Raw genomic sequence first — 13,218 nt, forward strand, 5'->3', positions numbered from 1 at the left:
GAAAGACCAGACCTAATTTGTGGGGGAAGCTGCGCGGATTGTAGGTCTGGCTTTTATGGCCGTTGCGGTTTTCCCGCTTGCTGGAACTTCGAAGGTCGCTCCTCACCCATGGGTGGAGTCTGGCAGCTACGGCTGCGTGGCAGATAAGAACCGTGCCTTCAACTAATCCATCGACCAAGCGGCCCATGGGTGAGCGATGACCGGAAGCCCGTCCATCCCATGATTAGAATGGTGATTGGTGAGACTATGAGGGGACCGTTCAAGAAACAGGACACACCGCTCCGATGGTAATGTGGACTTGGGCTTACGGGGGTGGGTCAGATTGAAGGGAGGTAACTTTCCATATTGGAGTGGATACGGTCCTCAGATTCATGGTTGGAGGGGAAATCTTCACATTGCTTAGGAGGCGGGCAAGGCAGGTCAAAATCCCAGCGTTTCTACAAATCCGAGCCGGTCAGCTGTATAGGCCATTCGACGATGCTGGCATTCTCACTTGAGAAATTTCGGTCACACTGAGTCGGCCTTTATCATGTTGACGGCCGGGCATGCTAATGTCCTGCTGGCCAACGCTCAGTTGCCGTAACAGCAGAAACGGCATCATGTGATTCGGCGTGCCATGTGGTATGCACCGCGTCCGCTTGAAAGAAGCACACCGCCTGAATTTCTGATCGTGGCTTCAGCCACCGATATTGTTGAACCCAGACGGATGACTTTACCCGTCACTGAGAGCGTGCTGGGTGTCGCAGCCTTGTGATAGTCCACACGCAAGTCAGCCGTGGCTGCGGGCGCGTTTCCCGAGGCGAGCAAAGCGTAGAAGCCTGTCAGGTCAATAAGCGATGCGAGAATGCCGCCATGCGCAGATTGCGCGCGTGGGTTCGAGACAACTTCATCTCGCCAAGGCATCTCGAGTCTGAGCGCATCTTCGTCTGCGCTGATTGCCTTGATACCAAGCCATCGATGAAAGGGCGCTGCTTCAAGCGCAAACTGTATGTCCCGAAGTGCTAAAGATGGGGTGCTCATGTGGGGGCCTCGTGCAATTGACGTAGAACGGTGGCAATTGCATCAGTGAAGATGTCATTGCGGTCTCCAGCCACCATGTGACCCGCTCCAGCGACATCGGTGCAATGTGCATCAGGTGCCAGCGCGCGGAAAGTGGTGACAGATTCTTCTGATACAAGCTCACTCATGTGGCCGCGTATGAGATTAAGCGACACACAGATATTTTGAATGGCTTGCTTGATGTCGCCCGTTCGCGCAACTGCGCGACGTCGCATAACATCTTTGATGAAGGCTGGGTCCAAACGCCACCGCCAGCGCCTCTCATTGTCCTGACGCAAATTCTTTCGCAAACCGTTCAGATCTTTTGGGCGGGGGCGGTGCGGAAGATAAATTGCGAAGAGATATGCGACTTGTTCAAGTGACCCGAAACCGTTCTCGATGTGGGCGCCCATGAAGCCGACTACTTTTGTAACGCCGACAGCATCCATATTCGGCCCTATGTCGAAAAGAGTGACCGACATAAATGCATCACGGGAAAGCCTGCCAGCCGCGACAGTAGCCGCAAGCCCGCCAAGTGAGGCCCCTGCAACGTGTGGCCGAATTCCCCTTGGCGCCAGTTGCTCGGCGATGCCCATCAAGTCTCTGGCAATGGCTTCCAGCGAGTAATCTCCGTCGGCGGCCCAATCGCTATCGCCGTGTCCGCGAAGATCCATGGCGATTGAGCGATACCCCTCCAGTGCAACTGCTTCTGCAGCGGCTTTCCAAGCGTGACGCGTTTGTCCTCCACCGCGGGCAAAGACGACCGCAGGTGCTGCAGGACCGCCAATAGAACTATGCGCCAGCTTCAACCCTTGGGCATGAAGGTACATGGTGTGATCACTCAAGCCGCCTGACCCCCGTAAACACTGCAGGAGATATTTGTTATGGTAGCATACAAATGTTGTAAATAGATTCTTCCCTGCAGCTGTCCATCCGGTCGCGAGTGCCCAGGCTCATTGAATTTTCCTATAAAGTTGAGTTCTCTCATTGGTAAGGTTGCACGACACTTGTGCAGAGTTTTCGATTCCCAAAAGGAAGCGATTAGCTGGTCGCGATCATAGCGGCATGCGCTTATTTGCGTGTTCATAACGGATCGCCCCGACCGAGATCGCGTCAGCGGAATCGTCTGATGTTGGACGTGCAGAAATCAACGCGCGGAAGAGGTGGCGCGAGCAGCCGACTACGTCGCAGATTAAACCTCGAACTTGGCATCAACCCAGGAACTCATCATCGCGTCAGGTGCAGGGTCGATGTTTACTGGAATCTGAATTCCTGACACCTCATCCGGGAGGCTGGCACAACGGCCTTGTCAATGTCGTCGGCTCAACAACCAGTATGATTGCAAATAGGGAGCTGAAGCCGTCCGAATGAAAGCTCGTTCGCAGGCCGGTGCCTCTCCACGTCAGGCTGACAGTGCGTGACTTCAGCGAGGAAAAATGCTGCAGGTATGGCCTGCGGAGTGCTGCGACATTGAGCAATCACTCCGCAGGCAACAGTTTGAGTTTCGTATTCCTGCCGGTCGATGAGGCCGGCTATCATGCTTGGCCAACTCAAGGCAAGTTAAGCCGATACAGCCTCACGACCCTCTAGAATCGGACACGGGCGGTTGCGCCAAAGGTCAGGGGCGGTGACAAGAAAGCACCAACAGCTGTTCCCGGTGCTGTTTGCGTGGCAGCGGTACCTTGAAGCGGCGTATCGAAGGCCAGTTCGTAATAGTCCTCATCAAACAGGTTCTGCGCCCACAGTTCCAACTCGAAGGGAGAGTTGTCACTGTAGAATGACATTCTTGCATTTACCACAACCAGCTCTTCAACCTCCTTGAGCGGATCGAGGTTCGAACCTGTATTATACTTTGAAGTGAACCGGCTCGATACATTGAAGCGCGCATCCCAGTCGCTGATGAACGAGGTTTCATAAGTTGCGGCCAACGTACCCGACCAACGGGGCGCAAATGAAATTGTGCTTCCCGGCAAGCGTGGCGGCGCGAAAAAGTCTACCGCTTCGAAATCATCATACTGGGTTTCCGCATAGACAAGACCGCCCTGCAGTGTCAGCCCTTCAAGTTGTTCAGGCAGGTAACGGACATCGAACTCAGCACCCTTGGAAATCACACCGGGAACAGATGTCACGATGAAGCTCGTACCGGTAAACGTGTTGAGCTGAAAGTCGCTATACTCCTGATAGAAAATCGCGCCATTGAAGAACAAGCTATTTGCCGCATTATTAGACTTAAAGCCAACCTCATACGCATCAACTGTTTCCGGATCAAAGCTGGTATCCAGGTTGGGCTGAAATGGCATGGAATCTGAGGGTCCAAACTGGCTGCGGTCAAGGTTGAAACCACCGGCCTTGTAACCGCGTGAATAGGACGCGTAGGACATCAAATTCTCAGTGAACCGAAATGCCCCCTTTACTGTACCTGATAAATCCTCGTCAGAGCGATCCTGAGTGGCGCTCACGCCCACAAAGTTGTCGTTTGTCCAAGGCAAGCAAAGCGTTGGTGTCAATCCACCTGTAGGGCCAAATACGGCCAAGGCTGTGGTACAGCTACCCGCTTCGCCATTAAAATTGGACTCCAGCGTCTTCTCATCAATCGTATAACGAAGACCGACCGTGAGGTCGAACTGATCGCTCAAGCTGAACGTATTGTTCGTGAAGATGGCGTATGTATCCGCAGTTTGTTCATAAACGTCCGCAGTTGCATTTGCCTCGCCCGTATAGATATTACCTGGCAGCGAAGACAGATCAAACGCACCACCACTCGCACCGAGCAGCAATTGCTGAAAGTAGAAAAAGTAATCATTGCCGTAAGTAATGAAATCTGTACGATCAAGAGTTTCATTCGCGTAAAACACACCCACCTGCCAGTCGACGTTATCGGTCGCGCCCGCCAGTCGTAACTCTTGGCTGAATGTGGCAAAAGCGTCCCTGGACGTTTCGTCATCTCGATACCAAAGATCGGCGGCACTAAAATCTGTATCCTGACCCGAGCCGTTTTCCCAATCGCGATAGGATGTGATTGACGTCAATTCACCGAGGCCGGACTGCCACTCGATATTCGCTGACACACCCCAGTCCTCGGTAGTCTGCGTGGCGTCGCGGTTCGCAAAGGCGACGCGGTCGAACGGATCGATCGGAAAAGCAGAGGCCCCGTCACCGCCAGCCAGCAGCGTGATCAGCGGGCCCCTGGCCGGGTCCACCGCGATATAGTCACCCATGCAACAATCTTCTTCCCGATCAGTATAGTCAGCAGAGAGAAGAATCTCGAGGTCGCTGGAGGGCTCAAAACGAAGCTGACCTCGAACGGAGTAGAAGTCATACTGACTCGTTTCGTCCTCGGTACGTGGACCGTCACCGGTCTTTACGTCCAAAAGACCGCCGCGCTCTTCGTATACTCCGAACAGGCGACCGCTCACCGTTTTAGAAAGCGGTCCGGTGACTTCTGCAGACGTGCGAAGGAAGCCTTCGTTGCCGATCCCGACCTCGAAGATCGACTCTAACTCGTCAGACGGTTTCTTCGTGATGACATTTATAACGCCCGCGGAGGTAGACTTACCAAACAAGGTTCCCTGCGGGCCCTTCAGTACTTCGATTCGCTCGATCTCGCCGAGATCGCCGAAGGAAACGCCGTTCCTGGCGCGCGGAACCCCGTCGATTACTACACCTACGGAGCTTTCGAGACCGGGATTGTCACCAACTGTGCCAATGCCACGAATCCGCGCCGTAGTATTTGCTTGCTTTGACGAAGAAGTTACAAGCAGGCCCGGCGTCACAACCGTCAGGTCTTTGATATCCTGAACGCCAGCATCGCTGAGAAGCTCTCCGGACAAGGCGGTCACGACAATTGGCACATCCTGCAAGCTTTGCTCGCGCTTTTGTGCTGTAACCGTGACTGCGCCCAATCGACGAGTACTCTCCGCGCTTTTTGCCCCGGACGTAGAAGCGCCTTGCTCATCCACGTCAACTTGCGCCTGAGCGCCGGCAGCACACAACAATGCCGCTAAAGATACTGAAATCGTAGTCTTCGACAATTGGTCAAAATAATGCACCTCGTTTCCTCCGTATGTTTAATGCATACTTTATGGTATAATACATTTAGATTATGTTGGAACAGTCATTTTGGCCACGCCATGAAGTCGTTGGCGGGTGGTGCAAATCTGCAATACTTCCATGGGCTAGGTGGAGCGTACAGGCGTCGGCGAATGAGTTCGCGCTTTTGCTCTTCGCTTTAGGGTTCGAGTAGAGTGGGGTCCAGTATCATCACCGTTCGTGCCGTCGACGGAATGCAGTCCATAAAGTGACCGGATCCTCTAGAAGTAATTCTGCTCACGGTCGCTCGCCATATTTTGCGTGCTGCGCTCGTGGGGGCAGCCATTCCAGTCGGGCAATAGCTTGCCTTTGCCCCTAGCTCTCTTGAGGGCGATTGCGGCAAGAAGGTGCCGTCCTCGGTGCGAAGTTAGTCGGCATCTGTGCGCGAACTATGCTCGACCTGATCCGGCAACGGAAGCGCCTTTGAGGCGCTGAAATCGCCGATCAAGATTGGGCGATAATGCTCCCAGCCAGTTTCTTGATTTTTGCTTCGCAAGTACGCGCAAATTCGAAAGCGTCTTCGCGTTGTCGACGGAAGCTTGGTGTACGTGGCGACCATACTCCCCAATGTCCCTGGCAAGTCGTAAGGACTCAACCTGCTTTCGCGCCTCACTGTTGGAGGCGGGTGTCACTTTGACCATCATGAACTCCGCCTTCTTTGTTTAGCCAATCAGCGAGCATGCAGCCGCACAGGCAGTTTCGTGATGCCTCGCACAAGGTTCGAAAACAGACGCTCGGGCTCGCCGGTCACTTCGACTTTTGCAAAACGCTTGTGGATCTCTTCCCATATGATCCGCAGCTGCAATTCCGCGAGCCTGTTGCCCATGCAACGATGGATCCCATAGCCGAATGACAGGTGATGACGCGGGTTCTTTCGGTCGATTATGTACTGGTCAGCATTCTCGATGACAGACTCATCCCGGTTGCCCGACAGATACCACATCACCACTTTATCACCTTTTTTGATCTGCTTGCCGCCAATCTCGTAATCCTGGAGCGCAGTCCGGCGCATATGAGTCAACGGTGTCTGCCAGCGGATAATCTCCGGCACCATGCTGGTGATCAGCGACGGATCCTCATTCAGCTTGCGATATTCTTCAGGGTTCTGATTAAGGGCGAGCACGCCGCCACTGATTGAATTCCGCGTCGTGTCGTTGCCGCCCACAATAAGCAGCAGCAGGTTGCCCAGAAACTCCAGGAAGGGCATGTCCCGCGTCGCCGGAGAATGCGCCATCATGGATATGAGGTCGTTCTTGGGTTCCTGTTTAATACGCTGATCCCAGAGCCCTTTGAAATACATCGCGCATTCAATCAGTTCTTTGCGCCTTGCCTCATAAGATTCGACGATGCCAGTTTCAGGCGCGGCCGTTGCGATGTCGGACCAGCGAGTCAGTTTGCGCCGTTCTTCCCAGGGGAAGTCGAACAAGGTCGCAAGAGTCATTGTGGTCAACTCGACTGAGACTTTATCAACCCAGTCGATTTCCTCACCCACCGGCAGATCATCGAGAATCTGACACGCACGCTCACGGATTGTCGGCTCGAGCAGCTTCAAGTTTGACGGTGCGACCGAAGAGTTAACGGCCTTGCGTTGCTGATCGTGCTTGGGCGGGTCCATGGCGATGAACATTTCAAGCTCGAGCGCACCTTCCACCGCGTGCATGTCCTGAATAGCAATTCCCCCGAGCTTCGCTTCCGACGAGAAGACTTTGTGATTGGTGTCAACGGCCATGACGTCGTCGAACTTGGTGACCGACCAGTATGGTCCGACTTTGCTCTCAGGGCAGTAGTGGACTGGATCCTCTTTTCGCAATCGGTCGAAAAAGAGGCCAATTGTATCTTTCTGAAAAAGGCTCGGCCGTGAAACGTCGATTTGCTCGATCGGAATGGTCGCGATTTTTTCGGCCGTGTCCAGCTCAGTCGTTTCGATGCTCATGCCTTGTCCTTCAGCCCGAGCGCGAAAATAGCGCGCCACCTTCCGGAAAATTAGTGGCCCCGCAACACGCAATCTTTAAACATTATAATACATACTTGACCGCTGGGCGCAACCATGGAAGCTAAAGGCTTGATGAGGCCGATCATCAGAGTAATTGTGATAATATATTAGGTTCATAGATGCAGCCCAGTGCCAATAAAGAAAAGAAGGCAAAGCGTGCACTTTCGCTAGCACAAGACATCGTTCGCGACATTGAAGCCGGTGCGCGCGTTGCGGGTGACAGGTTGCCACGCGAAGAAGACATGCTTGCGCGGTACGAAGTCGCCAGAGCAACCTTGCGTGAAGCGCTCCGCTTCCTTGAGCTTCAGGGCGTAATCCATCTTCAGTTGGGCCGAGGTGGCGGTCCGGTGGTCGCGCGCCCGCAGTCCGGTGATTTCGCGAATAGTCTTTCTCTCATCCTGCAATTCATGGAAGCAGACCTGAGAGGCCTGCTCGAATTGCGTGAAGCCATAGCTCCAGATGTTGCAGCCTATGCCGCCCAGCGCGCGACCACGGGTGACCTCAGCGCACTTGCCGATTGCCTTGAAGAGCTTGAGCGGAATGAGGTGGGAAGCCGGTTCGAGGAACTGAACCGTCGGTTTCACGACCTGCTCGGTTGGGCCAGCGGCAATCCGCTTTTCGGCCTTCTGACCTCCACCTTGCATTTGCTGACGCGCGAATTCTCGCGCTCGCTCGGCTATTCCGCCCAGGAGCGCGCAGTCCAGTTGCGAATCCTGCGCCGCGTTCTGGAAGCGGTACGCACAGGTGATGCCCAGGAAGCGCGGCGGGCCATGGCCCGCCTTGTGTCGGGTTCGGCAAATTATTTAGCTGAACGAAGTCCTGATCTGGTTTCTCAAAAAGTGAGGTGGGGACAAATCTAGAAGATTTGCTTGCCGCAATGTCGAAGACGGGAGGATGAAAAAAACATGCCGCTACAAAGCCGCATATGCGAAATTCTCGAGATCGAATATCCGATCTTTCTGGCCGGAATGGGCGGGGCAAGTGTCCCTGCACTCGCGGCCGCGGTATCGAATGCGGGGGGGCTGGGCGTCCTCGGCGCCGCGGCTTGCTCGCCGGACCAGTTACGTAGCTGGATCCGTCAGACCCGCGAGATGACCGACAAGCCGTTCGGGGTGGACACGCTTCTGCCGGCCTCGGTCCGGCGGGGGGTTGCGCCACAATCCGGTAACGCGCCCGCCAACCCGATGGAAAAAATCGACGAATACAAGGAGTTTACTCGCGATTTCATGGCGCGGGAGAATCTTCCCGAAGTCGATGCTGCAGCAGCGATGCGCGCCGCGGGTTCGCCGGATACGGGCAAGAGTCAGCTCCAGCTATTCTCGAGAGAATTCTTCGAGGCGCAGATGGAGGTGGTGATTGAGGAAAAAGTGCCGGTCTATGCCGCGGGACTCGGCAATCCCGCGCCCTGGATGGACCGTCTTCACGCCAACGGCACCAAGGTCATGGCGGTGATCGGCAAGGTCAAGCATGCCCAGCAGGTGGTCGATTCCGGTATCGACATGATCGTCGCCCAGGGGCACGACGGCGGTGGCCACAATTCACCTATCGGAACCATGTCGCTTATCCCGCAAGTCGTGGATGCGGTCGGTGATCGGGTACCCGTGATCGGTGCAGGTGGTATTTCAGATGGGCGCGGTGTCGCTGCGTCGCTGATGTTGGGGGCAGAAGGCGCGTGGATCGGCACCGCCTTCCTCGCAACGGTCGAAGCAGGCATCGAGCATTTTCAGAAGGAAGCAATCACCGAAAGCGGTGACTCGGATACCGTCGTAAGCCGCTCGCTAACCGGCAAGCCTGCCCGAATGATCCGTAACAAATGGGCCGATGCGTGGGTTGATGCGGGCAAGGAACCACTGCCCATGCCTTTCCAGTCGATGATTTCAGGGCCGGTTATGGCTTCGGGCCTAAAGGCTGGGCGCAAGGATATCATGCCCGGCTTTGCTGGCCAGGGAATTGGCCTCATTCATTCGATCCGGCCCGCAGCCGAGGTGATGCGCGACCTTGTCGAAGGTGCAGAATTCGCACTCTCCCGCTCGTTTGTCGGAGACATGCAGAACGGTCAACAGGGGAAGCGTCAAAAATGAGCGCCACATCCTCCCTCAATTTCAGTGACAGGTCCGCGATCACGGGCGTCGGTGAAACCGTATTCGTCAAGGGGGCCGAAAATACCGCGGTCGACATGATGCTCGAAGCTTCGCGCAAGGCGATTGCGGATGCCGGGCTGAAGCCATCCGACATCGACGGCATGGTTCCGCCGCCGATCTACACGACATCGGAAGAAATGGCCGCCAATCTGGGTATCGACGTGCTGCGCTATGCGGCTACCGTTCACATGGGCGGAGCCAGCCCGACGACAGCGCTCCAGAACGCAGCGATGGCGATCGCCAGCGGCCTTTGTGACCACGTTCTCGTAACGCTGGGCTGGAATGGCTATTCCGCACTCAGGCCCAAGGCCGGTGCCCCGCCCACCCGGCCGATGAACATGAACACTCTGACCAACACCATTCAGGGCTATTACATTCCCTATGGCGTGTTCCTGCCGGTGCAGATGTATGCCTGGCTCGCCATGCGACATTCCAAACTCCACGGTGTCGGGCCGGACGTCATGGCCGCTGTCGCACTCGCATGTAACCGTCACGCGCAGCTAAATCCGAGAGCCTTCAATCATGGCCGTACATTCGATCTTGAGGCGTATCACTCGGCGCGCTGGATATCCGAGCCTTTCCGGCTCTACGATTGCTGCCTGGAAACCGATGGTGCCTGCGCGGTCGTTGTCTCGCACATGGAACGGGCCAAGGACATGCCGCATGTGCCGGTAAGCATCGCAGGCGCCGCTGAGGGTCACCCCTATCCCGCCGACGACATCCCCTCGCGCCCCGACCCTTTCAAGATCGGCCTCAGCTATGCCGCCCCGCGCGCATTCGAAATGGCAGGCGTCACCCGCGAGGATATGGATTTTCTGCAAATCTACGACTGCTTCTCTTATATCGTGCTGTTGCAACTTGAAGCGCTTGGTTACTGCGAACCCGGCGGTCAGAGCGAATTCGTCGCTGATGGCCAGATCGAGTTGGGGGGACGCTATCCCATCAACACACATGGCGGGTTGCTGAGCGAAGCGCATGTCTGGGGCCTCAACCATGTTGTTGAGGCGGTCCGCCAGCTGCGCCACGATTGCGGCGAGCGTCAGGTCGCAGATGCCCAGACGGGCCTCGTGACCGGCTGGGGCGACCTTGGCGACGGGAGCATCGCAATCCTCAGGAGGTTTACGTGAGCGACAAGACCGAACTTCCGCCTAAAATGCGCTTCATGGCGCAGAAGGCTCCACCCAAGCCGAAACCGCGCCCGCAGGACCCTATCGAACAGGAATTCTGGAATCGGTGCCAGGATGGACATCTCTATTTCCAGCGTTGCAGCGATTGCGGCACCTTCCGTCACCTGCCTCGTTACATGTGCGCAAAGTGTGGTTCACCGGAGTTTTCGTGGGAGCGCAGCACTGGCAAGGGTATGCTCTTTTCCTGGACCGTCACCCACCAGGCCCTGCACCCGGCATTTGCCGCCGACATTCCCTTCGTGGCTGCGTTGGTTGAACTCGAAGAGGGCGTGCGCATGGCCACTCGCCTGATCAATTGTGATCATGAGAGCCTCAGGCTCGACCTTCCTGTCGAATTGACATTCGAACCGGTTGGAGACGACTTCCACCTGCCCGTTTTCCGTCCCTGCGAGGAGTAGGAGCGATATGGATCTCAATTACGGACCCGAATACGACGCATTCCGTCAACAGGTGCGAGCTTTCATCGAAGCCCATCGCCATCTTGCGCCGCCGTCTGCGGCTCGGGCGGCCCGCCCTTCATCCGAAGCCGTCCAATGGCAGAAGCTGCTGATCGAAAACGGATACACAGCCCGCACAATCCCGGCGGAGTATGGCGGCTACGGCGCGGAACCCGACATCCTTAAATCGCGCATCATCTCCGAGGAATTTTCACAGGCCGGGGTGCCGGGCGGGCTCGCCAACCAGGGTATTTCGATGCTCGTTCCGACTTTGCTGGAACTCGGCACCAGGGAGCAGAAGCAACGCTGGATCGAACCCACCCTCAAAGGCGAGATCGTTTGGTGCCAGGGCTATTCTGAACCCGGTGCCGGATCGGACCTGGCCAGCCTCAAGACTAGCGCGCGGGTCGAAGACGGCTATTTCGTCATCAATGGCCAGAAAATTTGGACCAGCACGGCGAAGCAGGCCGATATGATCTTCTGTCTCGTAAGGACCGAGCCTGATGCTCCAAAACACCGCGGTATTTCCTATCTGATCTTCTCGATGGATACACCGGGCATTGAGGTTCGTCCCTTGAAGACGATGACGGGCCACGCAGAATTCAATGAAACATTCTTCACCGATGTCCGCGTTCCGGTGGACCAGATTGTAGGTGCGCGGGGCCAGGGTTGGCTCGTGGCGAATGCAACCCTCGGCCATGAACGGGGAATGCTGGGTGATCCCGGTGCACTCGAAAACCGGCTGCAGGCGCTGATCGCACTGATGCAGGAAGAGCGTATCGGGCAGGCCCGCGCAATCGACAATCCGGTTCTGCGCGACCGGCTGTTGGCGCTCCAGGCAGAGGTGTCAGCGATGAAATGCAATGGGATGCGTATCCTTTCGAACCGCCTCAAGGGTGAGTCAGGTGGAATGGCGAAGCTAATCGTCAAGCTGCAAAGCTGTGAGATTGCCCACCAGATTTCCGCACTGGCGATTGACGCCATGGGTGAGATGGGCACGCTCTACCATGGTAGCCCGCGAGAGCGTGAAGCCGGTGCGTGGCAATGGAACTACATGTTCCAGCTCGGTCTCATAATAGGCGGCGGCACCGCGCAGATTCAGAAAAACATCATTGCCGAACGTGGACTGGGCATGCCGCGCGAACCGAAGCTGGCAAAGACTTCGGATGCGGCGAAAGCAACGGCAGACACGGCGCGTCACAAACAGGGGTCAGCCTAATGGACTTCGGATTATCTCAGGACCAGCAGATGTTACGTGATGCGGTTGCCCGGTGTCTTGCGGACACCTGTCCGCTCGATCATGTCCGCGAATGCGCCGAACTGGACAACCCATACAGCGACAAAGTGCTCGGCGCCGTTCAGGACCTGGGCATTCCAGGGATGCTCGTACCTGAAGAGCATGGCGGCCTCGGCATGACCCTTCTAGACGCTGCCATAGTTGCCGAACAGCTCGCCTATGTGATCGCGCCAGTGCCTTTTCTCGCCAGTCATGTACTTGCGCCTATCGCGCTAAGCGAGGCCGGTAGCGAAGAGCAAAAAGCGCAATGGCTACCGAAGATCGCGAACGGCGAGGCCCGTATCGCTGTCGCGATTTCCGAGACGGTCGAGGCGCGCGACGGGGCGGGCGTTTCCTTTACTGGTGGGAAGCTCAGCGGCACCGCCCTGTTTTGCCTGGATTTCGAGGGAGCTGACGCTTACATCGTAGCTGACGTGAGCGGCAGGCTGCACCTCGTTACTGCCGACGCCCTCAAACTGGAGACGATCCGGCTGACGACCATTGATCGCACCCGCAGTGTCGGGGAATTGCGTTTCGAACAGACAGAGGCAGAACCGCTTGTTGACGATAACGGCGCGACAACGGCCCGGTTGCGCGATGCGGGCCGTGTGATCTTAGCTGCTGACAGCCTGGGCGCGGGCCAGGCCATGATCGAAAAGGCTGTCGATTATTCTGGACAGCGCGAACAGTTTGGCCGGCTAATCGGCAGTTTCCAGGCCGTCAAGCACATGTGCGCGGAGATGGCCGCACGTCATGAGCCATGCCGCTCGCTTGTCTGGTATGCGGCCCACGCCTTCGATTCGATACCGGAGGATGCATCCATTTTCGCCTGCCATGCCAAATCACACACAGGCGAAGTCCATCGCTTTGTCGCCCGCACCTCCACCGAAGTGCATGGCGGAATGGGATTTACGGACCTGATGGGTCTTCATTACTGGTTCAAACGTATTGGCTTCGACCGGCAAGCGCTTGGAGGCCCCGAAACGGTGCGGGCCGAAGTGGCAGTCCTACAAGGTTGGATAAAAGCCCCATAACAAAAAAAAATGGGTTGCGAAAG

10 protein-coding genes are annotated in these 13,218 nt (G+C 56.3%); 6 read left to right on the forward strand and 4 right to left on the reverse strand.

The genetic code is table 11. The features are described from left to right. Window positions 1–597: 597 nt before the first annotated feature. The 4 genes from B8746_RS06945 to B8746_RS06960 form a co-directional block, all read right to left on the reverse strand. Complete coding sequence (locus tag B8746_RS06945; RefSeq protein ID WP_084392880.1) at window positions 598–1,020, reverse strand: PaaI family thioesterase; 423 nt, start codon at window positions 1,018–1,020, stop codon at window positions 598–600. Beyond that, complete coding sequence (locus B8746_RS06950) at window positions 1,017–1,883, reverse strand: alpha/beta fold hydrolase (RefSeq protein WP_233124000.1); 867 nt, start codon at window positions 1,881–1,883, stop codon at window positions 1,017–1,019. The genes B8746_RS06945 and B8746_RS06950 overlap by 4 nt, the downstream gene beginning before the upstream one ends. Window positions 1,884–2,624: 741 nt before the next feature. Then, on the reverse strand, window positions 2,625–5,087 hold the full coding sequence (locus tag B8746_RS06955; protein WP_084392884.1) for a TonB-dependent receptor: 2,463 nt from the start codon (window positions 5,085–5,087) through the stop codon (window positions 2,625–2,627). 710 nt (window positions 5,088–5,797) lie between these two features. After that, window positions 5,798–7,060 (reverse strand): cytochrome P450, encoded by a 1,263-nt coding sequence (locus B8746_RS06960; protein WP_084392885.1) that lies wholly within the window; start codon window positions 7,058–7,060, stop codon window positions 5,798–5,800. A gap of 179 nt (window positions 7,061–7,239) precedes the next feature. Between B8746_RS06960 and B8746_RS06965 the strand changes: the two genes are divergently transcribed. From B8746_RS06965 to B8746_RS06990, 6 genes are read left to right on the forward strand one after another with little or no spacing between them, the layout of a single operon-like run. Beyond that, window positions 7,240–7,980, forward strand: a complete 741-nt coding sequence (locus tag B8746_RS06965) for a FadR/GntR family transcriptional regulator (RefSeq protein ID WP_084392886.1) — start codon at window positions 7,240–7,242, stop codon at window positions 7,978–7,980. A gap of 45 nt (window positions 7,981–8,025) precedes the next feature. Continuing rightward, window positions 8,026–9,201 carry an NAD(P)H-dependent flavin oxidoreductase gene (locus B8746_RS06970; protein WP_084392887.1) on the forward strand — a complete coding sequence of 392 codons (1,176 nt, stop codon included), beginning with the start codon at window positions 8,026–8,028 and terminating at the stop codon, window positions 9,199–9,201. Beyond that, window positions 9,198–10,388: a thiolase C-terminal domain-containing protein gene (locus B8746_RS06975; RefSeq protein ID WP_084392888.1), complete on the forward strand. Its 1,191-nt coding sequence runs from the start codon at window positions 9,198–9,200 to the stop codon at window positions 10,386–10,388. Before B8746_RS06970 ends, B8746_RS06975 begins: the two co-directional genes overlap by 4 nt. After that, window positions 10,385–10,846, forward strand: a complete 462-nt coding sequence (locus tag B8746_RS06980; protein WP_084392889.1) for a Zn-ribbon domain-containing OB-fold protein — start codon at window positions 10,385–10,387, stop codon at window positions 10,844–10,846. Before B8746_RS06975 ends, B8746_RS06980 begins: the two co-directional genes overlap by 4 nt. A gap of 7 nt (window positions 10,847–10,853) precedes the next feature. Beyond that, complete coding sequence (locus B8746_RS06985) at window positions 10,854–12,104, forward strand: acyl-CoA dehydrogenase family protein (protein ID WP_084392890.1); 1,251 nt, start codon at window positions 10,854–10,856, stop codon at window positions 12,102–12,104. Next, complete coding sequence (locus B8746_RS06990) at window positions 12,104–13,195, forward strand: acyl-CoA dehydrogenase family protein (protein ID WP_084392891.1); 1,092 nt, start codon at window positions 12,104–12,106, stop codon at window positions 13,193–13,195. The genes B8746_RS06985 and B8746_RS06990 overlap by 1 nt, the downstream gene beginning before the upstream one ends. Window positions 13,196–13,218: the final 23 nt, after the last annotated feature.

Source organism: Henriciella pelagia, assembly GCF_002088945.1.
GTDB lineage: Bacteria > Pseudomonadota > Alphaproteobacteria > Caulobacterales > Hyphomonadaceae > Henriciella > Henriciella pelagia.